We start from the raw sequence: 22,100 nt of genomic DNA on the forward strand, positions 1-22,100 counted from the left end.
CTCCAATGAAAGAACACAAGGGGCAAAACACCAGCATTTGCAGGCTTTTCCTTGGGTTCATTTGTTATTTGACCGGCATTTTCGCCGATCGGCTAAAGGTCTATCTTCCGCAGGACAAAGATGTCCTTCGGTTCTCGAACCATGCTCCAATTCGTGATCCTGATGCCTCTCGGCTTCGGTCACAGAGTGGCGTTCGGCTCCCGGTTTCCCATTCTCCTTGAAGAGCGCAGCCCAGTCCTGCCGGGCTCGCTAGCACGACATCAGGACAACCGGGATATCGTCGACGCGCCTTCCGTGGTGCTGGTGCCGCGCGGCTCGTAAGCGCGCTGGTCACGCAGGATCTGGAAGGCGATCGTCAAAAGCTTGCGCGCAATCGCCACGCGCGCCTTGTTGGTTCCTTTGATCTTCAGGTGGTCGTATTGGGTTCGAAGCTGCGCATCTGTAGCGATGGCGGGAGAAACCGCTTCCACGAAGGCCCAGCGCAGCCACTTGTTGCCCTGCTTGATGATCTTGCCGTGGAAGGTCTTGCCGCCGCTCGAATAGGTCGACGGCACAAGCCCGGCATAGGCGGCAAGCTTCTTCGGGTTACGGAAGCGGGATATATCGTCAATCTCCGCGTCGATCAGCCGGGCGAAGAACTCGCCAATGCCGGGGATTGTCTTCAACACCTTCACATTGGCATTGGCCTTGGTCATCGTCCGGATCGTTGCGTCCGACTGCTTGATGCGCACGTCAATGTCGCCGATGAAGTCGAGGCCACGATCGATCTGGACGCGGTCGATCTCTGAGACGTTGACCTGCGCCAGCTGAATGCGGCCGGCCTTGCCGAACAGATCGCCGAGCTTCTTCAGCTGTGCCGTCTGCTCCGGATAGCGGTCGAACACCGTGACGATGCGGTTCTTCGTCATCGTGCGTAGTCGCACGTAAAACATCCGCTCGCGCAGCGCGACACGCAGCTCTCGGGCCTCGTCGCTCGGAGCCCAGGCCTCCGGAACAAGGTCGGCTCGAAGCAGATGCGCCAGCACCGTCGCATCGATCTTGTCGGTCTTGATCTTGGCGTCGGCGATCGCCTTGACCTTCAACGGATGGGCGAGAACGACATCATCACAAATTTCGTCGAGCCAGTCGTACATCACCATCCAGTTGCGGGTCGCCTCGACAACCGCATGCGAGTTCTCGCGGTAGCGTTCCAGAAACCCGCCCAGCGACTGGCGCTCGTTCTTCACCCGGCCGGAGCGTAGCGTCTTGCCGCTGCTGTCCTGCACCACCAGGTGGCTATAGGATTTGTGGTAGTCGACGCCGATATGGTAATCATAAGAGGCAGTCATGCTTCCAACTCCTTTGTTGAGATTTTCGAAACCCCAATAAGGTAAGCCGAAAGGCTGGAGGTGCGACTGTCCCTCGATCATCACTTGCATCTGAGTGATCCGTTCTCTCAATGGGCGCCGCCTCTTTCATGCCACCTCCTTTCGATGGCGGGGTAACACTTCAGACATCAGACGGTTCCGATAGGCGCCTGGAGGGAAAGATGTCGGTCTCTGTTCTCACCGTCCGGTAGACTGTGAGTCGGAGCCGAGGCTGACCCCTCGTGACGTGAGTCTAAGGCTTTGATCTACAGACAGAAAATGACAATTGGGTGGGGTCATGATCGGCGCCGATGATGACTCCACCCATGCTATGGATTTGCCAGCAAATTCATGTAGTTAATGGTAGTCGGGGCGCGCCCCAAAGTGTGTTTATCACGTTTGTCCAGCATCCGGATCCCACGCGGCTTCATCGAGGATCTCCTATTCCGGTGCGCACCCTCGCGGAATGCCATGTCGGAGCCATCACGGCGCGGGCTTCCAAGAACTATGCGGAATTAGGTAGCAACTGCCACCAGACTTCCTGTCGGTGAAAAAGCAGGCAGAGATCGGTCTTCGCCAACATCGCTTCAATTGGTTCGCAGCTATTGAGCCTTGCGTGATGCCTGCGTCTAATTAGTGTGTTGCAAATACAGCAAATTAGTGCGAGACAAATACGTCTAATTAGTGTTGGCGCAAAGCGCCGGATTAGTGCCGTCGTCGCACCTGTAGGATTTACGAAATGTCAGGACGCCCGCCAAATGACTTGCTTGCCTCATCGCTTCGGGAGCTTCGAGGTGCAACCGAACAAGGGGCTCGATCAGTTCTGAAGAGCGACCTCTTGAGCAGGGTTCATCGCGAGCGTCTCGCCAAGGCGGGATTTGTGGAAGAGATAATGCGCGGGTGGCTCGCGGTTAATTCCCGACCTTCCGATAGGCGTCGGATCGACTCCGAGTGGAGCACCGTCTACTGGGAATTCGTACGGAGCTATCTTGACGATCGCTTCGGAAGCGATTGGTGCTTCTCGCCGGAAACGTCGGTGACTTTGTGGGCCGAAAACTGGTCTGTCGCGCCGCAGATTGTCGTTCGCAGTCCTGCAGCCAATAATCAGGTTCTTCCAATGCCGGGCGGAACGTCCCTTTACTTGTTGCGGGTTCCACAACCCGACCAATCTGTCGTTCACAATGGTGTCCGGGTGCTCACCAAGGAAGAGGCGATCATCAACAGTGCAAAGAATAGCTGGACCGCAATACCGACCAACATGATCGCCGTCATGGGGTCTATTCGCGGTTCTGCATCGCTTCTTCGCGTTCTCCTTTCCGGCGCAAGAAGCACCATGGCCGGAAGGATAGCCGGTGCCCTGCGCCATCTTGGAAGGATCCGCGACGCCGATAGCATCCTGTCAACGATGAGCGCGGCCGGATATGTCGTTCACGAAGACGACCCATTTGACGACAGTGGCCACGCTCTGCTTGACGAACGAAGAGCGGCGACACCTGCGGCCACCCGCATCAAGAATCTGTGGGCGAAAATGAGCCGGGATGCTCTGGACAGCATCGATATAGAAGGCACGCGTTTCAACGACATCGACGCCTACATGGAGGAGATCGAAGAACGATATGTCGCGGATGCGCTGAATTCCCTTTCAATCGAAGGTTATCAGGTGTCGGAAGAACTCATTCAGAGGGTTCAGTCGGGTACCTGGAACCCCGAAGAGCATGCAGGGGATGCCGATGCCCGGAACGCCTTGGCTGCGAAAGGCTACCGCCTCGCGTACGAAGAGGTAAGAAAGGATATCCGGTCGATCCTTGAGGGAGAACCATCGGGACCTCTTCTATCGCACCGACATCAGGACTGGTTCAGGGAGATGTTCCGGCCATCAGTGCAAGCTGGCATCATAGAAGCGTACAAGCTCGCGGGTTATAGGAGTAACAACGTGTATCTGCGGGGTTCCTCTCATGTCCCCCTACCACCGCATGCGATAGCTGATGCCATGGACGCTCTGTTCGAGTGCATCGAGGATGAATCCGATCCACGGGCCAAGGCTATTGTTGCCCCTTTCCTCTTCACCTACATTCACCCCTTTCCAGCTGGAAATGGACGCTCAGGTCGCTTCCTCATGAATGCACTGCTGGCTGAATCCGGACTACCTTGGACGGTAGTACCTGTCGATCAACGCGACAGGTATATGTCATGTCTTGAGGAGGCCAGCCGGAACGAGAATATCCGCCCGCTTGCACTCTTTATTGAGGAACTGGCCAAAGCACCACCGCCGCCACGCCCACGAACGACAGCATGGGCGAGCAAAAAATAGGAGATCTGAACTCGGGCAGACGAAGCCTCGTTTTCGCGACCAACGCTTCTCGAGTGCGGGCCGCCGACGGCCTCCGCGACAACCCACCTTCTCCCAGACATATACTGGTGGCCGTTGCTACCTAATTCCGGAACTATGCGGGTTGGCGCTGTTGAAAGGATCTGAACCGGCGACCACTCTGTTGCTGATCAACTGAAATCCCGTGTCTTCACCTTGATGATGGCATCGAGATGCAGATAAGGATCGACGATATCCCGCGCCCGCGGCCCCTTCGGAATCCCGCGCGGATCCGGCACCGGCGATCCATGATGAAACTCATCCCCTCGTCCATGCGGCAACGGAAACGCCACCCCGACACTTGCCACCTCCGCCGGCAGATCGGCGAGCCGATGTGCCACAAGATGCACGACCTCCCCTGCCCGCCGGATGCGTACATGGACGCGGATCATCCCGGCCCCGAGCACCACACGGCGGTATTTTTTGAAGGTTTTTAGCCAGACGAAGAGGTTGGCGATGCCGGTCTCGTCCTCGATGGCGATGAACATCACACCCTTGGCCGAACCGGGCCGCTAGCGAACGAGCACAGGGCCCCGCAGCCTCGAGAGCCATGTGCCATCGCTGGCCCGCATCGCCTTGCGACAGGTGACGATACGGCCCCTCCCCAGATCCGCGCTCAGGAAGGAAAGCGGATGGCTGCGCAGGGTCAATCCGACATGACCGTAGTCCTCGGCCATCTCGCCATTTCCCAAAATCGAATACAAACGCGCTTGGGCAACCTGGATTTCGTGAAGATTGGGGACCATGGCATCTACCGTTCCGGAGGACCCTATCACGATTGCTTGTGACGGTTTGGCCTACTGCAGCAGCCGTAATAGCTTCCTGGTTCAGCATCATCATCCGCACTGTCGCCAAACCGCTGGCGGTCAGGCTACATCCCCCTCCGGAAAATGCGCGTGCCTTGAGTTGAGTCAAAGTCAATGAATCCTAAGTGCTATAATAAATGCATTACTCCCTGCGTCTCGGCCGCAGCGAGCAGTTGTTCCGCGGACCTGAAGGAGAAGCATGATGGAAATCGAAGATACCAAGGGTGACCTGACCACGCGTAGCGGATTTCACTTTCACGTTCGGGGCGCCGAGCCGAAGGATGAGGCAATTGTCGCTGATTTTTTCAATCATGTGACACCAGAGGACGTCAGATTTCGTTTCCTATCCGGAATGAAATCCGTTTCTCATGAAAGGCTCGTTGAAATGACAAGCGCTGGCGATGACAAGCGCGTCAACTTCCTTGCCTTTTCACCCGATCAGACTTTGCTGGCGGTGGCAATGCTGGCGGTCGGCAAGGATGCTCAACGCGGAGAGGTCGCGCTGACCATTCGTGAAGACTACAAGCATCAGGGTATAAGTTGGGAAATGCTCGCGCACATCTGCCGCTATGCGGAACGACATAATTTCAAAAGCATCGAATCCATAGAAAGCCGCGAAAACCATGCCGCAATCGAGCTGGAGCGCGACATGGCTTTCCAGGCCCATGACGACAAAGACGATCCTACGATCGTCGTGCTGCGGCGAGATTTTGGATGATGACCGTCGGTGTTCATCATCTAAACATGGTTGATCGCCGTCATTGGTTGGTCGAGACCATATGCCGCTCAGACGGCCGCGGGCTTGCCCCTTTGCCTTGATCCCGGCCAGAGATGACAATGCGATTGTCCACCGTTTCACGACTTGCTTCCGAAGTCACGAGCTGGGACATGTCGCCGGTTGGCCAATTTTGGTGTCGTATCCGTTTTTTCCTTGCATTCGATCGCCGTCGAGAGGTCAAAATCTTGGAGACAAGGCAAAGACATATGGGGTTCCATTCGTAGGAACGATCGGACATGAAGAAGAGCGCCGGCATCCTAATGTATAAAAAGGCGCAGGACGGTATTTTGGTTCTGCTTGTCCATCCAGGCGGCCCATTCTGGCGCAAACGTGATGACGGCGCGTGGTCCATTCCCAAGGGCGAATACGGCGAGGCTGAAGCACCTGAAGCGGCCGCTCGACGGGAATTCGCCGAGGAAACAGGTTCCGCGCCTGAAGGTGCGCTGCAGCCTCTTGGCGAATTGCGCCAGAAGAGCGGAAAGACCGTCACCGCCTTTGCCCTTGAGGGGGTATTCGACACATCCTGCTTGCACAGCAACCTGTTTGAAATCGAGTGGCCGCCACGAAGCGGACGCTTCGAGTCCTTCCCCGAGATCGATCGTGCCGAATGGTTCACCCTTTCCGAGGCGGGCCAAAAGATCGTCGGCGGTCAACGTCCCTTCCTGGAACGTCTGGAGAGACTGCATTGCCCGGGCGCGCAAGGTACTGTCAGCCAGACGGACGGTAGGTGATGCCCGCATTGTAGCTGCGGCGAGCTCCGCGATCGTCGGCCAACATTCTAGCGGTGCTGTGTCCAAGCCTGCGAAAAATGACAACCGTCTTGACCAGGATCAAGGTTTGTCGCCGCCTCCCGGTGTCCAGTGTCTCCCATAGATATTTTCGATCCTTGGGAGAAGACGATGACTTCGATCGGCATAAAGCTTGTCACCTCGACCGAGCCGGTGGCGGTTAGCAGGAAATTGCGGCTGGGTTCGTTAACGGCGTTAGTCATCGGCTCGATGATCGGCTCCGGCGTCTTCAGCCTGCCGCAGAACATGGCGGCAGGCGCCGGCCCGTTGGCCATCGCAATCGGCTGGGGGATTACGGCGATCGGCATGCTGGCGCTGGTCTTCGTATATCAGTCCCTGGCCACCCGCAAACCAGACCTTAACGTCGGCCCCTATGCCTATGCAAAAGCCGGGTTCGGTCCATTTATCGGCTTCAACAGTGCATGGGGCTACTGGCTGAGCGCATGGATCGGCAATGTCTCCTATGCGGTTATCGTCTTCAGCGCGCTATCCTATTTCTTTCCGTCCTTCGGCGACGGAAACACCTGGCAGGCCGTGCTTGGTGCGTCCATCTTGCTGTGGTTGATTCATGCTATTGTGCTGGCGGGCATTCGCGAAGCGGCGGTCGTGAACCTTATCGTCACCGTCGCAAAAATCGCACCGATTCTATTATTCATCGGCGTCGGCGTCGTCGCCTTCAAGCTGAACGTCTTCTCGCTCGATTTTACCGGTCTGGGCAACGCAAGCCTCGGCTCGATCACCACGCAGGTCAAGAGCACCATGTTGGTCACGCTCTGGGTGTTCATCGGCATAGAAGGCGCCAGCGTGTTCTCCGCCCGCGCCGAGCGGCGGCGCGACATTGCGACGGCAACGGTCCTTGGCTTTTTCACCTGCCTTGCTTTCTACGCGCTCGTGTCCCTGCTTTCGCTCGGCATTCTGAACCAACCTGAACTTGCTGCCCTGAAAAATCCTTCCATGGCTGGGGTACTTGAGGTGGTGGTCGGTCCCTGGGGTGCGGCTCTCATCAACATCGCGCTTGTCATCTCGGTGATCGGTGCCTTTCTGAGTTGGACGCTTCTGGCAGCCGAGATTCCCTTCGCGGCGGCGAAGGACGGGACCATGCCGAAATTCCTCGCCTCGGAAAGTGAACGGGGCGTCCCATGGGCCTCGCTCCTGATCACCAATCTTCTCGTCCAGGCGTTCCTTGTCGTTACCCTCTACGCCCACAGCACCTATCAGGCGTTGTTTTCCATCGCATCAACCGCGATCCTCGTGCCCTACATCTTCTCGGGCGCCTATGCCGCAAAGCTGGCCATAACCGGAGAAGGCTATGCACCGGACGAACAGCGAACAGCTCCGATGCTGGTCGGGCTTCTGGCAACGCTTTACGGGCTGTGGCTCGTCTATGCCGCCGGCCCGGCTTACCTGTTCATGTGTGCGATCCTCTATGCGCCGGGCATTCTGTTCTTTTTTCTTGCGCGTCGAGAAGCGGGGCAAAGACCCTTCCAGCCGTTCGAGGCGCTCCTGGCCGTCGCGCTTGTCGCGGTAGCCTTCCTTGCTGCCTACGAAATGTGGGCCGGCATTGTCAGCCCGTTTTAACAGGGATCAGCGTCATGAATATTCTTGGGGTTCATTCGGAAGTTGGTCGTCTTCGCGAAGTCATGGTTCACCGCCCTGACCTAAGCCTGCAGCGCCTGACACCGGACAATTGCAAGGCCTTGCTTTTCGACGACGTGCTGTGGGTCAAGCGTGCCCGGCAGGAGCACGACATCTTCGTTGATGCCTTGCGCGAACGCGGCGTGGTTGTGCAGTCGTTGGGCGAATTGCTCACGGAAACGATGGCTTTGCCCAAGGCGCGCCGCTGGCTGCTTGATCGCCGCGTCGAATCCGCGGTTGTCGGAGGTGACATGGTCGATGAACTGCGCGGCTGGCTGAACGAGATGCCGGCGGATCGTCTGGCAACCTACCTCGTGGGCGGCATTGCTCGTGCCGAATTGCCATTCGAGCCCCTCGGGCTGACCGGACGCACGCTGGCACCGCAGGATTTCGTGCTACCGCCGCTGCCGAACCAGCTCTTTACCCGCGACAGTTCCTGCTGGATCTATGGTGGCGTTTCGGTCAATGCCATGTATTGGCAGGCGCGACGGCCAGAGGCTGCAAATGTCGAGGCGATCTATCGTTTTCATCCTCGCTTCGACGCCGCCGACTTCACATTCGTCTCGCCTGAGAACCCGGTCACCGGAACCAGTCTTGAAGGTGGGGACGTCATGCCAGTTGGCGACGGGGTCGTCCTGATCGGCATGGGTGAACGCACCACCCCGCAGGCGGTCGGCGCGCTGGCCCGAAGTCTTTTTGCCGCTGGTATCGCGAAACGCATTATCGCGGCACTAATGCCGCGCGATCGCAGCTTCATGCATCTCGATACCGTGTTTACCTTCTGCGACCGGGATCTGGTGACGATGTATCCTCCCGTCGTCGATCGGTTGCGGAGCTTCTCGCTGCGACCAGGTGATGTCGAAGGTTCGGTGGACACCCGGGAGGAGACATCTCCATTTACGGACGTGGTTGCGCAAGCGCTTGGATTGAAGAGCTTGCGTATCATTGCGACTGGCGGCGACCGCTACGAAGCCGAACGCGAGCAGTGGGATGACGGCAACAATGTGATCGCCGTCGAGCCCGGCGTCGTCATCGCCTACGACCGCAACGTCTACACCAATACGCTGCTGCGCCGCGCAGGCGTCGAGGTGATCACCATCGAAGGGGCAGAACTCAGCCGTGGCCGTGGTGGCGGACACTGCATGACGTGCCCGATTGATCGCGCCCCCCTTTAGCTACAGAGGAACTTGTCATGCCTATCAATCTCCATGGTCGCAGCGTTCTGTCCCTCGATGATCTGGAAGCCGAGGAGATCCGCCACCTGCTGCGCCTTGCGGCCGATCTCAAGGTCGCAAAACTAGGCGGATACGAAGTGCCGCGCCTGACACGAAAGAATATCGCACTTATCTTCGAAAAGGATTCGACCCGCACCCGAACCGGGTTCGAGGTGGCAGCCTATGATCAGGGTGCACACGTCACCTACATGGGTCCCACCGGCAGTCATATCGGCCACAAGGAATCGATGAAGGATACCGCGCGTGTTCTCGGCCGCATTTATGATGCCATCGAGTATCGCGGTTTCGCGCAGAGTGCGGTCGAGACCCTGAAAACCTATTCCGGCGTGCCGGTCTATAATGGGCTCACCGACGTTTCTCATCCGACGCAAATTCTCGCGGATCTCATGACGATGCGCGAATTCACCCACAAGCACCTGTCGGACATGGTCGTGACCTTCCTTGGCGACGGGCGCGACAATGTGGCGATGTCGCTTGCGCTCGGCGCTGCCAAGGTCGGAATCGATTTTCGTCTCGTCTCGCCGACGGCCCTGTGGCCGGACCAAGCTTTTGTCGATCATGTGAAGTCGCAAGCCTGGAAAAGCGGCGGCAAGTTCGCTTTGATGGAACATGTCGGCTCCGGAGTGCTGGGAGCCGATTTTATCTACACGGATGTCTGGCTTTCAATGGGCGAGAATGAATCGGCTTGGGCGGAGCGCATCCGGCTTCTTTCTCCCTTCCGGGTCACCGCCCAGGTGATCGAGGCGACCGAAAATCCCTATGTGAAATTCATGCATTGTCTTCCGGCGTTTCACAACACCGAGACGGAAGTCGGTGCCCGCATCGCCAAGGAATACGGCATCGATTGCATGGAGGTGACGGACCAGGTTTTCGAGTCCCACGCCTCCATTGTCTTCGATCAGGCCGAAAACAGAATGCATACGATCAAGGCGCTGCTCGTTGCGACGATCGGAAGCTGAGATGTTGATCGTCGCAGCATTGGGAGGAAACGCGCTTTTGCGTCGCGGCGAGCCGATGACGGCTGAACACCAGCGGGCGAATGTCCGGCTTGCCGTCGCTGCCTTGGCCGAACTCATCCTTGCCGGTCACTCTCTGGTCATCACCCATGGCAACGGCCCTCAGGTTGGGCTCCTTGCCTTGCAGGCAGAAGCCTCCAACGGCAATGGTATTCCGTTGGATGTTCTCGGTGCCGAAACAGAGGGGATGATCGGCTATATGATCGAACAGGAGCTCGGAAATGTCCTGAAGAACCATCCAATTGCAACCTTGCTGACGATGGCACGGGTGGAGGCAGGCGATCCCGCCTTTTCACATCCGACCAAGTTCATCGGCCCGGTTTACGACGCGCCGACCGCCCGCCGGCTTGGCAGAGAGCGCGGCTGGAGAATCGCGCCCGACGGTGAAAGCTGGCGGCGTGTCGTCGCGTCGCCAAAACCCTTGGCAATCATCGAGGCCAAAACCATCGCCTTGCTCGTCAATCACGGCGTGACCGTCATCTGCACCGGTGGCGGCGGCATCCCCGTGATCGAACAGGCGGACGGCGGACTTACCGGGATCGAGGCCGTCATCGATAAAGATGCCGCCAGTGCGCTCCTGGCGCGACAGCTGAATGCCGACATGTTGCTGCTTCTAACTGATGTCGACGCAGTCTATCTGGATTACGGGACACCGAAGGCTCGAAGCTTGGGTCGTATTGCTCCGGAGATGTTATCCGGCGCGAGGTTTCCACCAGGCTCGATGGCGCCCAAAGTCACTGCCGCAATCCAGTTCGCAGTGGAAATGGACAGACCGGCTGGCATCGGCAAGCTCGAGGACGCCAGCGCCATCGTCCGCGGCGAAAAGGGAACCTTGTTCGATCCGCATCTGTCGGCAAATGCCCGATCGGCTCGCTGACTTGGCCATGATGTTAAAGGGCTGGACCGCCCTCAAATCCCTCTAACGGCAAGGCGAGGCGAAATACCTGCGTCCGGCAATTTTGGCTGGCGCTGAAGCGGTGCGAAATCTGCGGGCGTGATGGTCTCCCTTTCAAGCAGAAGTTTTGCGCCGGCTTTCAGATTCTCGATGTTGGCCGAAAGCATCTCCTTCGCCATCTGGTATGCTTCGTCGATCATCTCCCTTATCGCCAGATCGACTTCCCGAGCGGTTGCTTCGGAATAGTCGCGCGGACGGACGCCGAGCTGATTGTCGTCGAGCCACTGTGCTCTTTGGGGTTCAAGGACCGCCTGACCGACCGAGGCATTCATCCCGAATCGAGTGATGCTTTCACGCGCGATATCGGTGGCCTTGCCAAGATCGTCGGCAGCACCGGTCGATACCTCTCCAAAGACCACCTCCTCTGCCGCGCGACCGGCCAGCAAGGCGATCATGCGTTCCTTCAATTCACTCGACGTGATGAGAAAGCGATCCTCCGTCGGCCTCTGCAAGGTATATCCGAGCGCACCGATCGACCGCGGAATGATCGAGACCTTTTGAACGGGATCCGTCTTGGCAAGCGAAGTCGCGACCAGCGCATGCCCCATCTCGTGATAGGCAACGCGTTCCCTCTCGTTTGCATTGAGCAGCCGGCTTCGGCGCTCCGACCCCGCAACGATACGCTCCGTTGCCTGCACAAAGTCCTCGGTGGTGACGGTATCGCCGTGACGCCTGGTAGCGATGATGGCAGCCTCATTGACGAGGTTTGCGAGATCTGCGCCGGTAAAGCCCGGCGTTAGTGCGGCGACGTCGTTTATGTCGAAGTCGGCGGCAACCGCGATCTTCTTGATATGAACCTTGAGAATGTCGGCGCGACCTTTCCGGTCGGGACGATCGATGACGATCTGGCGGTCGAACCGGCCCGCTCTCAGCAAGGCTGCATCGAGAACTTCGGGGCGATTGGTTGCGGCGAGCAGCACGATACCGACGCGCGGGTCGAATCCGTCAAGTTCCGACAGCAGCTGATTGAGCGTCTGCTCCTTCTCGTCGCCGCCGCCATAACCTGCAAGCGGGCTGCGAGCTCGGCCGAGTGCATCCAGTTCATCGATGAAAATTATGCAGGGAGCAGCCTTGCGTGCTTGTTCGAACAGATCGCGGACGCGGGCGGCGCCGACGCCGACAAACATCTCGACGAATTCGGCGCCGGAGATGGAAAAGAACGGCACGTTCGCTTCCCCGGCGATAGCTCGCGCCAGAAGCGTCTTGCCTGTACCGGGTGGGCCGACCAACAGCACACCCTTGGGAATCCGCGCGCCGAGCCGACCGTAATTATCCTGCTCCTTCAGAAAGGAAACGATTTCCTGCAGTTCGGCTTTGGCCTCGTCCGCGCCTGCCACGTCGTCGAACGTGACTCCGGTCTTGCGCTCCAAATAGACCTTCGCCTTTGATTTTCCGATATTGATCAAGCCACCCACGCCTTGTCGGTCGATCATTCCGCGAAAGAAGAAGACCCAAATTCCAAGGAAGAAGAGTGTCGGCAGCGTCCAGGAGAGGATGGTTGTCAGCCAATTGCTGTCGGTGCCGCCGGAGACTTGAACCCCGGCCTTTTCGAAGGTCGCAGCAACGGCTGGGTCCACGCGGTTGGATATGAAGAGCGTTTTGCCATCTTGGGGAACCTTGAAGACACCTTGGACCATCGTCTCAGTCAGTGTGACCGATTGAACCTTGCCGTCGGCCACCATGTGCATCAGGTCGCTGTAGGATATCTCGGCCGTGTCGCGATAGGCGAACCATATCTGGAAAAGGCTGAGCAGCAGGAACGCCACGAGAAAATAACCGATGCTGAAGGTGTGTTTCCGGTCCATGGGTGCCTCCGGGCGTAGCGTATCGACACCTCATTGGTTTCATGCGGCCGCTGCCACGTCCTTGACACGGATCAAAGACCGGCTTGGCGCCTGGTGGTAGCTCTCTCAAGACGCTTTCCATGGCGTGCGGCCTTATTGGCCATCAGCTTGCTCAGCGTCATGACCCCTTCGGAAAACCCCAGTTCACGAGATGACTATGGCCCAAGATCGCTTCGTCCCCGCAACATCACTTCGCCACGACCGGTCCGCAAATGACAATGTCGATCTCGGGCTGCGGCAATTTCTGCTGCAAGTCTATAATTATATGGCCGGAGCGCTGTGCCTGAGCGGCCTTACCGCATATCTGGCAATCGAGACCGGCTTCTATCAAAGGATCGCCGGGACTGGCTTCATCTGGTTGGTTATTTTCGCTCCGCTGGTGGCACTGCTGTTTTTGACCATCCGGCTGGAGAAGATGCCCCTCGCCTCAGTCATGGCGCTGTTCTGGATCTATGCTTGCCTGATGGGACTATCGTTCGCCGGCATTTTCCTGATCTACACCAATGAAAGCATTGTGCGGACCTTTTTCATCAGCGCAGCGATCTTCGCCGCCACGAGCCTTTACGGCTACGCCACGAAAGCCGATCTTTCGCGCTTTGGTTCCATTTTGACAATGGCACTCCTTGCAACCATTGTTGTTAGCTTCGCAAACATTTTGCTGGCCTCGACCATTCTGCAAATTGCCGTCTCGGCAGTGGCCGCCGTTCTCTTCGTCGGGCTGACTGCCTACGACACACAGCGCCTCAAACAGATCTATCAGGCCTGTTATCCGTCGGAACCAACTGTGAAGATGGCGCTAATGGGCGCCCTCACACTTTACCTTGATTTCATTAACCTTTTCGTCTTGCTCCTTCAATTCAGTGGCGACAGGCGCAGATGAAGCTTCAAAGCGACGAAAGAAATCTGCGGCCGTCCAAGCGGCGGCAGGCGCGACCGCAAGACACCAACCCGCCGATGCGTGAAGACGGTCAGTCTGGTCGTAGCATTCGACATCGTGCCAACAGGAGCGAAAGATGGAAAAACACAGAATCCCGAGAGACAGTTGGGTATTGGTTTGTGACGGCGTCAAGGCGCTGTTTCTGCGCAACGATGGCGATGCCGAACTCATCAATCTGATTCCAGTTGAGATCTACGGTGACAAAACAGCCTTTCAGGCGCCCGCCTCGGATCGCCCCGGTCGGATTTATCAATCACAAGGCCGATCGCGCAGCTCCGTTGAGGCGGTCGATCTAAAATGGCAAAGCGAAGAGGCGTTTGTGAGCGATGTCGCCCGCAGACTTGATCAACTGGTCCGCAACCGCACAGTCAAGCATTTGATCATCATCGCTCCGCCGAAAGTCCTGGGCGTCCTTCGAGCGCATTTGACACCGACGGTGCACTCCGTCGTCAAAGGCGAGGTAGCAAATGATTTCACCATGCTTCCCATTCCGGAAATTGAGCAAAGGTTGAAAGGTTGACCCCAGGATGCCCGCGATTGCAAAGATAGAAACGAGTTGTGAGGGATATCGTCCCAACGTTCTATGCGAATAGAATCGTGATGTTGACCCAAGACAATGCGCATCAGCGGGAATTCGGTGAGGATACCCTTCATCAAGGAGGCCTACCATGAGCTTTATCCCTTCCCAGACCTTCTCGGATTCTGCGCACCAAGCCGAAATCTGGGTCGTAGAGTTGTCAGAGTATCTCCATTGTGAACGGAATGAGGCCTACGATTGCCTGCGGTCCGTCCTGCACGCGCTTCGAGATTCAATGGATCTGAAGGCGATGGCCGATTTTTCATCGCATCTGCCGCCATTGATCCGGGGAATATTCTACGAAAACTGGCAGCCTCAACACGCCCAGCCGTGCTCAGATAGAATGGACTTCTTTGCAAGCATCGGCAGGCGGTCAGTGAAGCTGAACGACATTGGCGTCGAGCAGGCAGCACAGAATGTCTTCAAGTTGCTGGATCATCACTTGAGCCTGGCTGTAATTAAAAGAGTCAAACTGGCGATGAATCCTTCTCTCGGGACGCTCTGGCCCGAGCGCCCGCAGCAATCGAATAGCGCCGCGTAGCTTAAAAAGAAGAACACCGGCAAACGGCGATGTGAGAACCGAATAGGCTTGCCGCGCTCCCTTCATTGCGGCCGATTACGGCCGTGCGCTGTCATCTCATGCTCGCCATGCGACGCAATCGGCGGACCGTCTCGCAGCCACCGGACTTCGCAGAGTTTCCAGCTTGGTTGCCTGCAACCTCGGTTGCTGCATCAAGCAGCTCCAAGGCATATGCTACCGCCGCATCGGTATCCTCGCGACAAAGGCTTGCGTTTGTGCAGCGCGCATCAAGGGCCTGTCTGATCCTACTCTTGAGCGAGAGCATTCCGTTGCTACTGGAATAGGCCAAAAGCTCGTGGAGGCAACTTGTGGCGACAATCTCCGAGGCGATAAGCTTGCCCTCGACCTCTCCGAGTGTCGGAATGGCAAATCGCTGCCCTCCCCTTCTGCAATCGCGATCCGTCGTCAGCATGGTCTTACTCCTTTGCGGCTAGCTTCCACGTCCGTCTTCCTCAAGAGCTCTTTTGACGCGCCGAAGAATAACGGAGCGCGCCTTCCTGTCGGCGGTTTTACGCAACCGCTCCTCCAGATCGAGGACGATCGATTGATAGTCATTGTGCCAATCCGAATGGCCGACATCCTGGGGCACGAGGCGCGGGGGCGGCGTGACGCGTGCGAGCGATACGGCGGCTGTTTTCGTCAGGCTGTAGCTGTCGTCGAGCGATGGTACGATGATGGCTGTGTCTGGCTTCCCGACTAACAGACGGGATTTCAAACTGTCGCGTGCGCCAGGCTCGCCGTGAACCAGAAACAGTCCTGATCGAATCGGCTCTCTGGCTTCTATCCAAGCTCTCAATTCGCTAGCGTCGGCGTGACCGCTATAGGCATCTAGTGATCGCACAGTCGCGCGGACGATGATTTCCTCACCCTGGATTTTAACGGTGCGCGCACCCTCTTCAAGAATTCTCCCAAGCGTGCCCGCTGCCTGGAATCCGACCAGCAATACGGTGCCTTCATCCCGCCAGAGCCAATTCTTGAGACGATGACGAATGCGGCCGGCTTCGCACATGCCGCTGGCAGCAATGATGATATGGAAGCCGCGAATGAAATCGATTGCTTTTGATTGCTCGGCCGTTTCCGTGAAGCGCACATTTTTCGCATTCAGCGCTTTGATCAGCAGGTCGCCATTGGGGATGGAATGTGCGTGCTGCTTGAAGATCGCCGTTGCGCGGGATGCTAGTGGAGAATCGATGATCATCGGACACCGCGATATCTCGCCCGCATCCATGAGGACGTTGAGATCGGCGAGCAATTCCTGCGTGCGTTCCACCGCAAATGATGGGATCAGCAGGGCGCCGTTGGAATGATAGGCATTGAGAAGGATCTCCCGAAGTTGCCCGCGACGGGCGACGTCCGAGACTTCGTCTCGTTCCCGATCCCCATACGTGCTTTCACAGATGACATAGTCAAAGTCCTGCGGAGCATCTGGTCGGCCCTCCAACAACTTGTGCTGCGGACCGACATCTCCAGAAAACAGAATGCGGATCGTTCCAGTTTCGGTCGCCAACTCGATCTCGACCGAGGCCGAGCCGAGCAGATGTCCGGCGTCCCAAAGCCGAAACCGCAGACCACCTTCCAATCTTTGCCATTCTTTATAGGCAACCGTTCGAAACTGCGTCATCGCGGCGCGCGCGTCTTCTGCTGTGTAAATGGGTTGCAACATGTCACGCGATCGGTGCCGGTTGCGGCGGTTCAGCTGCTCGACTTCCGATTCCTGAATGTGTCCCGAATCTTGCAGCATGATCGAACACAGATCCAAGGTAGCCGGCGTACAATGGACGGCCCCCTCGAAACCAGCTTTGACCAGTTTCGGGATGAGGCCCGAGTGATCGATGTGGGCATGGGTCAGGATGACGGAGTCAATCAGAGCCGGTTCGAACGGGAAAGGCCGGTAATTCAACTCCTTTTCGGTCTTCGAACCCTGAAACATGCCACAATCGATCATGGTGCGAGCGCCGGCGTGCTCAAGCACGAAACACGATCCGGTGACCGATCCGGCTGCACCGTAGAAATGTAATATGGGGTCCGTCATCAGTTTTCCTCGTATGTGTCTCGACTTTAATGCATGCCGGATCGCCTTCGCTTTGATGAGGATCAAGGAAACGGGGATGCGATGGTGACTATCTTTGCCGACCTCCGAATGAGAAAGGCGATCCGACCATGTCCATCAAAACCGTCTTGTGTATCCTCGACGTCAATCAATTTAAAAATGACTTGAAGGGCGCCGTTGACTTTTGCCAGACACATGGTGCGCACCTAACCGCGCTGATCGTTTCAATGGGTGGCACGCCTCCCCACAGCGCATACGATGCTCTCTCCATCACCAAACTCAACGAGCGACAGCGTGAAATAGATAGTCTGACCGAGAAGGCAGCCGATATCAGATCCCAGCTCAGCGGGAACATCGCATCCTTTGACGTGCAGGAAGTCTATACGGAATTTCCCTGGGCTGACGAGGATATCGCGGACCGCGCCCTTTATGCCGATCTCGTCCTCATCGGTCCCCAGGCGGCCCGTAACGAGGAGCTTCAGCAAAGGGTAATCGATGGGGCATTGTTCCAGTCGCCGACGCCGGTACTTGTCAACGCGAGCGGCAAAACGCTGCAGTTTGCGTCAAAAGTAATCTTACTGGCTTGGGATTCGAGCGAGGAGGCTGCGCGCGCCGCGCGGCAGTCGATCGATTTGTTGCAAGCCGCCGGAAAGGTGCATGTTACGATCGTCGATCCGCTTGCCCCACAGTCTGTCAACGGCAAGGAGCCCGGCGCGGATATCGCCGTCTTCCTCGCCCGGCATGGCGTAAACGTCGGTGTCGATTGCATTGCGAGCGGCGGCCGACTGGTCGATGAAACGCTGCGACAACACGCGGTCGATATCGGCGCCGACATAATCGTCATGGGAGCCTACAGCCATCTACGACTGCGGGAGCGCCTTTTCGGCGGAGTGACGCGATCGATGCTGGAAGACTCGGACATTCCGCTGTTTCTTGCGCATTAGCGACAAGCGCCGACGGCTTTCTTCGATGCTTGCCCGGTATTTCTCAATCACCAGCGACCTCTCCGACAGATAGACCGCAAGAGACTAGGTAGCGATCGACCGTCGGCAGAGCTGCGACAACCCATCTCCCCTAGTCCCGGCGCAGAGGGCCTGGATCCACACTCGCCTGCTAGTCATGACGGAGCCCCGCCAGACTGGGGTGTGAGCCTCAATCAATATCGTCTTCCTTCTTGAATGGCATTCAACACTGGCACGACGGTTCCAGCCCATCAACAGGGGCCTGGCCGACGCTGCTCCGTGCCAACACATTGCCATTTCGAATTTGCGTCATCCTCATCGCCATCGCTATGACCTCCGACGTGGCGCTCCCAGTAGCCGCCGCCCTTACCGGCGCCAATGCCAGGATTGTCCCAGGTGTTATCTTGAGGTCTGTAGCGACCTGACTTATCAGACGCGCCAAACAGTATCTGAAATATATTGAGCTTCGGCTCATTGAGCGTCATTGCGACGAAAATCCGGAAATGACCGATTTCATCGGCCGTATATTCGCGATCGAGTTCATATCGGACATACAGTCCGTCAAGGACATCACCGGTTTCTTGAAGGAACAGTACCCGGCTGAGAGTTTGGTTGAGCGAGGAAAAGCCCGTTGAGATCACAAACTGAATGTCATCGCCCCAACGAGAGAAGAAACTGGCCTGTTCGGCTTCCGAAAGCACAATCCCAAGAGATTGAGAGCGGGTTGCAAACCCGTCGACAGCGTCTAGAGCGATGCGAATACGTTCGCGGTCCATAATCTCGCACCCCGCAAAACCTTCTTCTTTGGTGAAGCCGATCAACGTGGTTTCCTCGGTCACTGTCAAATCGGGATTGGTGAGGAACACAAAAATCTCCGGCTTGGGCAAAACCTGCCCATCCGGCGTTGTCAGATCAGGGAGGGTGGAGTGGACGTCAGATTTAAATTTCTTATAGATCGCTTTCTTTTGCTCGGCTGAGTCGTTTGCGCCGGCCATGAAACCGATGGCAAAGGAGCGGATTGGGGGGCTCCCACTTTGGCCCTGCCCCTCAAGTTCAATATTGGGCTTGAGGAATAGTCAAATAATTCGTATTATTCGCTTAAGTCATAGGAGGCGCTTTTATGCAGAAATTTTCGACAGTGGAATTATTGCGCGATATCAAGACCGTTACCATGGCGGCGGACCGCCAGCCAGTGGCCATCACGCAGCACAGAAAGGCGCGCTACGTTCTCATGACCTATGAGGACTTTGCCGCGATGAAAGAAAACAGCGATCCGCGCCGGGTTTTCGGCCCTGGCGAGACACCGACAGAACTGGCTGAATTGATCGTTCCGGAACTTGACCGGCTAATCGCGGAGGGTAAGTCTGGCGATGAGTGACAATCGCATGCCACCCAACGGTTCAGTCTTCCAGTATCCCTACCTGTGGAAATGGCAGCAAGACCGCGGGGAAACAGAAGGTCGCAAGGAGCGTCCAGTGTGCATGATGCTCGCTATCCCACGCGGGAAGCAGACGCATTTGATCCTTCTGGCAATATCAGGAACACCACCTCGCAGCGATCAGACCGCGCTGGAAATCCCGGCTCTCGAGCGCCGTCGTTCAGGTTTGCGCGAGTGGAAAGACGGCTGGATTACGGTTTCCGAATACAATTATGATGTGGCGGAAACCTCGTTTTACTACGATCCGAATGCCGAAATTTTGGGGCAGTTCAGCAAGGCGTTCTTGGGAAAGGTTGCGGAGGCTGCCAAACCATTCATCACGCAGAAGAGCGCGCAGATCAAGCGGCGTTGATGTGCCGTCATTCGCAGCTGACCGGTCTTTGAAACCTCGCAACGTGTCGCCGATCGGCTCCGTGACCTTAGCGGCTTGACGCTTGAGATCGTTTGTTGGATGTCATTCATGGCGACGCCGAGAGATGCGGCAGAGCTTCAGGCCGGGTTTTTACGAGGAACCCGACCGCCTTCGAAGGGCTCCCCTTGCGCGCCATATGCGCCAACTTATACGCCGCCTCGCTAACGTTGACTCGCAATGCGCCGGCGATGTCCCCCAGCCAGTCCGCCGAGCCGCGCAATCGCTTCAAAAGAGCAACATCGGAAATCGCGGCCACATCATTCGGGCCCGCCCAAGCGGCCGCAGAGCGTAAGCTCATGCCGCCAGGCCCATAAGCCAATGCCAGCCGCAGCAAGGTCGCGGCGTCACCAACCCCGCGTCGTCGCACAAGCGCCTTGGATGTACGCGCTGTCGTGCCGAGATCGATGACGTGCTCCAGCTTCGATAGCAGTCTGGACCAATCGGGGTCGATGGAATCAGTCGTTCGCATCCACCTTATGAATCACAGACAGATTCGCCCCGTCCAGCCCTTAAGTTAGCGCATATGGGGCGAGCCCCTCCCTTCCTGTGCCGCCGGCCCCCTTGATAACCCACAGCTGAGCCGCGACGGACACCGGATTGAGGCCAGATGGGTTAGCCTGCCTTGATCGCAATTTTCCGGTCATTCTTCTGCGCATTGGCTGTCTTCGGCAGAACGACCTTCAAAACACCATTTGCGAAGTAGGCATCGATCTTCTCGGCATCGACGCCGTCGGGAAGCTGGAGGCTGCGCTGGAACGATCCATAGCGCCGTTCGGAGAGGTAGTATTCCTTCTCCTTTTCCTCCTTGCTTTCATGCTTTTCGCCTTTGACCGTCAGGATGCCGTCCGCGAGCGTCAGTTCCACGTCCTTCGCATCGATACCTGGAAGCTCTGCCGTGAGCTTATAGGCCTTATCGGACTCGACGAAGTCGATGGCCGGCATGCCACGTGCGAAAGCATTCGGGAAACGTGCGAGTGTGCAATCGAAAAAGCCAGGGGTTAAGTCATTGAAGACGCGATCAATTTCCGATCGCAGGCTCTCGAATGGCGCCCAGCGCTCCATAGCGGGTGCCGCCTTCTTCTCCGTGCTCACAGGGAACTTCCTTGCCATATCGGCCATATCATTTCTCCTCTTCGTTGCGAGGACCATTGGAGTACGACCTTGCCCCGGCCCTTTTCCAAATCGTCTTTGCAGGACGCGATATCATCAAAGACGGTGTTGCGACGCTGTTCATTGATCAGCATCAAAATGGCGCGCTGTCGCGCGTCCCGAGGCGATCGCGATCGTCATCTTGCCGGTCATGAAATCGATCGGCGCCCCCTTCGGGGCCGGACAACCTTGATCTTCATCAAAGCGGCGGTGGGGCAGCGACGCGATCATTATGTCAGCCTGTTGGAGGACACTGACATGAAACCGCAATTCCATCTGCCATTGATCACCTATCCCAGTGCCAGTTCGCTTTCCGTGGTTCAAAACGCAGTCGACTTGGCGCGACATCAAAAAGCAGATCTCACCGCGAGCGTTCTGCAGATCAAGACGCCGCTCGTCGGACAATCATCCCCATGGGTGGACGACGTTGAACGATTGAGTTCGCAGGCAAAGCGCTTCAGCCGCGACAGCGGTGTCGCATTGAGCGAAGCAGTGTGCGACTACGCCAACAAAGCAGACATAAGGGCCGTCATTCAGACATTCGAAGCGTCGGAGCCGCTGATCCCGGATACTCTGGTGGAAATCTCGCGCGCTTATGATCTCTCAATCGTCGAAGCGTCCGAGACCATGATGCCTTTGCTTGAGAACCTTCTGTTCGAAAGCGGCCGACCTCTCGTCCTGTTCCCTGCAAACCATGTTTGTAGCCGGATCGATACCGTAGCAATCGCCTGGGATGGGAGCGCGCCGCTGTCAACTGCGTTGACCGGTGCCAGATTATTCCTGGAAAGTGCTTCGAAGATCATCTTGATCTCGATCACCAACGAGGCTCCAATGAACGAGAAGGCTCGGGACCGATACGCGAATGTCCTTCGCAACAGCGGCCTGGATGTCGAAGTTGTCGTTGCTCGTGCAAATGGCGAAGAGGTAGCCGTTGCTATCCAATCGGCCGCCAGAGCCCTTCACGCGGATCTGCTTGTCGCCGGTGCCTACGGGCATTCCAAAATGCGTGAATTGGTCCTTGGCGGCGTCACCCGATCATTGCTGGCCGATCTCGAAATGCCGGTTCTTGTCGCTCACTGATCAAGCAATGGAAGGTCGGTAAGGCGTTTATTCCTCCATGCCGGCCTGGCGCGCGGATTGCCGGTAGGTGGGCAGGGAATTGCTCCGTCGCAGCCAGCTTGACGCTTGGCACTCAACCCATTCCCGCAGCCAACGCGTTCAGAC

20 protein-coding genes and 2 pseudogenes are annotated in these 22,100 nt (G+C 57.2%); 14 read left to right on the top strand and 8 right to left on the bottom strand.

Going from position 1 to position 22,100, the window contains the following annotated elements; translation table 11 throughout:
* Window positions 1–260: 260 nt before the first annotated feature.
* Complete coding sequence (locus tag GA0061101_RS34585; protein WP_092577030.1) at window positions 261–1,328, bottom strand: IS110 family RNA-guided transposase; 1,068 nt, start codon at window positions 1,326–1,328, stop codon at window positions 261–263.
* A gap of 856 nt (window positions 1,329–2,184) precedes the next feature.
* Between GA0061101_RS34585 and GA0061101_RS34590 the strand changes: the two genes are divergently transcribed.
* On the top strand, window positions 2,185–3,657 hold the full coding sequence (locus GA0061101_RS34590; protein ID WP_245297640.1) for a Fic family protein: 1,473 nt from the start codon (window positions 2,185–2,187) through the stop codon (window positions 3,655–3,657).
* A gap of 188 nt (window positions 3,658–3,845) precedes the next feature.
* Here the strand turns inward: GA0061101_RS34590 and GA0061101_RS40585 are convergent.
* Window positions 3,846–4,466 (bottom strand): annotated as a pseudogene (locus GA0061101_RS40585) (OB-fold nucleic acid binding domain-containing protein); the annotation flags it as partial.
* 256 nt (window positions 4,467–4,722) lie between these two features.
* Here GA0061101_RS40585 and GA0061101_RS34605 point away from each other — a divergent pair.
* The 6 genes from GA0061101_RS34605 to arcC all read left to right on the top strand — a co-directional run bounded on the left by GA0061101_RS34605 (window position 4,723) and on the right by arcC (window position 10,849).
* The gene (locus tag GA0061101_RS34605; RefSeq protein ID WP_092576983.1) at window positions 4,723–5,238 is read left to right on the top strand and encodes a GNAT family N-acetyltransferase; all 516 of its coding nucleotides are present in this window, start codon (window positions 4,723–4,725) and stop codon (window positions 5,236–5,238) included.
* Between the two features lie 296 nt (window positions 5,239–5,534).
* On the top strand, window positions 5,535–6,029 hold the full coding sequence (locus GA0061101_RS34610; protein ID WP_047561961.1) for an NUDIX hydrolase: 495 nt from the start codon (window positions 5,535–5,537) through the stop codon (window positions 6,027–6,029).
* 168 nt (window positions 6,030–6,197) lie between these two features.
* On the top strand, window positions 6,198–7,664 hold the full coding sequence (gene arcD / locus GA0061101_RS34615) for an arginine-ornithine antiporter (RefSeq protein ID WP_092576987.1): 1,467 nt from the start codon (window positions 6,198–6,200) through the stop codon (window positions 7,662–7,664).
* A gap of 14 nt (window positions 7,665–7,678) precedes the next feature.
* Entirely contained in the window at window positions 7,679–8,896 is a 1,218-nt protein-coding gene (locus GA0061101_RS34620; protein WP_047561964.1) for an arginine deiminase, read from the top strand.
* A 17-nt stretch (window positions 8,897–8,913) separates the two neighbouring features.
* Window positions 8,914–9,915 (top strand): ornithine carbamoyltransferase, encoded by a 1,002-nt coding sequence (gene argF, locus GA0061101_RS34625; protein ID WP_047561967.1) that lies wholly within the window; start codon window positions 8,914–8,916, stop codon window positions 9,913–9,915.
* A 1-nt stretch (window position 9,916) separates the two neighbouring features.
* Window positions 9,917–10,849 (top strand): carbamate kinase, encoded by a 933-nt coding sequence (gene arcC, locus GA0061101_RS34630; protein ID WP_047561968.1) that lies wholly within the window; start codon window positions 9,917–9,919, stop codon window positions 10,847–10,849.
* A gap of 32 nt (window positions 10,850–10,881) precedes the next feature.
* Here the strand turns inward: arcC and ftsH are convergent, their stop codons facing one another.
* On the bottom strand, window positions 10,882–12,732 hold the full coding sequence (ftsH, locus tag GA0061101_RS34635) for an ATP-dependent zinc metalloprotease FtsH (RefSeq protein WP_092576990.1): 1,851 nt from the start codon (window positions 12,730–12,732) through the stop codon (window positions 10,882–10,884).
* Between the two features lie 196 nt (window positions 12,733–12,928).
* Here ftsH and GA0061101_RS34640 point away from each other — a divergent pair, with 196 nt between their 5' ends.
* The 3 genes from GA0061101_RS34640 (at window position 12,929) to GA0061101_RS34650 (ending at window position 14,826) form a co-directional block, all read left to right on the top strand.
* Window positions 12,929–13,651: a Bax inhibitor-1/YccA family protein gene (locus tag GA0061101_RS34640; protein WP_092576992.1), complete on the top strand. Its 723-nt coding sequence runs from the start codon at window positions 12,929–12,931 to the stop codon at window positions 13,649–13,651.
* A gap of 133 nt (window positions 13,652–13,784) precedes the next feature.
* Window positions 13,785–14,228 carry a host attachment protein gene (locus tag GA0061101_RS34645; protein ID WP_037200766.1) on the top strand — a complete coding sequence of 148 codons (444 nt, stop codon included), beginning with the start codon at window positions 13,785–13,787 and terminating at the stop codon, window positions 14,226–14,228.
* Window positions 14,229–14,376: 148 nt separating this feature from the next.
* Window positions 14,377–14,826, top strand: a complete 450-nt coding sequence (locus GA0061101_RS34650) for a DUF2267 domain-containing protein (RefSeq protein ID WP_047561974.1) — start codon at window positions 14,377–14,379, stop codon at window positions 14,824–14,826.
* A 469-nt stretch (window positions 14,827–15,295) separates the two neighbouring features.
* Here the strand turns inward: GA0061101_RS34650 and GA0061101_RS34660 are convergent, their stop codons facing one another.
* A complete protein-coding gene (locus GA0061101_RS34660; protein WP_092576994.1) occupies window positions 15,296–16,897 on the bottom strand; it encodes an MBL fold metallo-hydrolase RNA specificity domain-containing protein in 1,602 nt (533 codons plus the stop codon).
* A gap of 128 nt (window positions 16,898–17,025) precedes the next feature.
* Between GA0061101_RS34660 and GA0061101_RS34665 the strand changes: the two genes are divergently transcribed.
* Window positions 17,026–17,859 carry a universal stress protein gene (locus GA0061101_RS34665; protein WP_092576996.1) on the top strand — a complete coding sequence of 278 codons (834 nt, stop codon included), beginning with the start codon at window positions 17,026–17,028 and terminating at the stop codon, window positions 17,857–17,859.
* A 269-nt stretch (window positions 17,860–18,128) separates the two neighbouring features.
* Here GA0061101_RS34665 and GA0061101_RS34670 read toward each other — a convergent pair whose 3' ends face one another.
* Window positions 18,129–18,872, bottom strand: a complete 744-nt coding sequence (locus GA0061101_RS34670) for a hypothetical protein (protein WP_092576997.1) — start codon at window positions 18,870–18,872, stop codon at window positions 18,129–18,131.
* A gap of 125 nt (window positions 18,873–18,997) precedes the next feature.
* On the opposite strand from GA0061101_RS34670, the gene GA0061101_RS34675 reads away from it, so the two are divergent.
* Both GA0061101_RS34675 and GA0061101_RS34680 read left to right on the top strand, forming a co-directional pair.
* Window positions 18,998–19,255, top strand: coding sequence for a prevent-host-death protein (locus GA0061101_RS34675; protein WP_047562281.1), 258 nt, complete (start codon window positions 18,998–19,000; stop codon window positions 19,253–19,255).
* Window positions 19,248–19,667, top strand: coding sequence for a hypothetical protein (locus tag GA0061101_RS34680; protein WP_092576999.1), 420 nt, complete (start codon window positions 19,248–19,250; stop codon window positions 19,665–19,667). The genes GA0061101_RS34675 and GA0061101_RS34680 overlap by 8 nt, the downstream gene beginning before the upstream one ends.
* A 244-nt stretch (window positions 19,668–19,911) precedes the next feature.
* Here the strand turns inward: GA0061101_RS34680 and GA0061101_RS34685 are convergent.
* The 3 genes and pseudogenes from GA0061101_RS34685 to GA0061101_RS39680 form a co-directional block, all read right to left on the bottom strand.
* Window positions 19,912–20,196 (bottom strand): annotated as a pseudogene (locus GA0061101_RS34685) (IS4 family transposase); the annotation flags it as partial.
* Window positions 20,197–20,339: 143 nt separating this feature from the next.
* Window positions 20,340–20,846 carry an Hsp20/alpha crystallin family protein gene (locus GA0061101_RS34690; protein ID WP_092577001.1) on the bottom strand — a complete coding sequence of 169 codons (507 nt, stop codon included), beginning with the start codon at window positions 20,844–20,846 and terminating at the stop codon, window positions 20,340–20,342.
* Window positions 20,847–20,957: 111 nt separating this feature from the next.
* Entirely contained in the window at window positions 20,958–21,107 is a 150-nt protein-coding gene (locus GA0061101_RS39680; protein ID WP_167669629.1) for a hypothetical protein, read from the bottom strand.
* 27 nt (window positions 21,108–21,134) lie between these two features.
* Here GA0061101_RS39680 and GA0061101_RS34695 point away from each other — a divergent pair, with 27 nt between their 5' ends.
* A complete protein-coding gene (locus GA0061101_RS34695) occupies window positions 21,135–21,956 on the top strand; it encodes a universal stress protein (protein WP_092577003.1) in 822 nt (273 codons plus the stop codon).
* Window positions 21,957–22,100 lie beyond the last annotated feature (144 nt).

Origin of the sequence: Martinezella lusitana (genome assembly GCF_900094565.1) — a bacterium.
Lineage (GTDB): Bacteria > Pseudomonadota > Alphaproteobacteria > Rhizobiales > Rhizobiaceae > Rhizobium > Rhizobium lusitanum.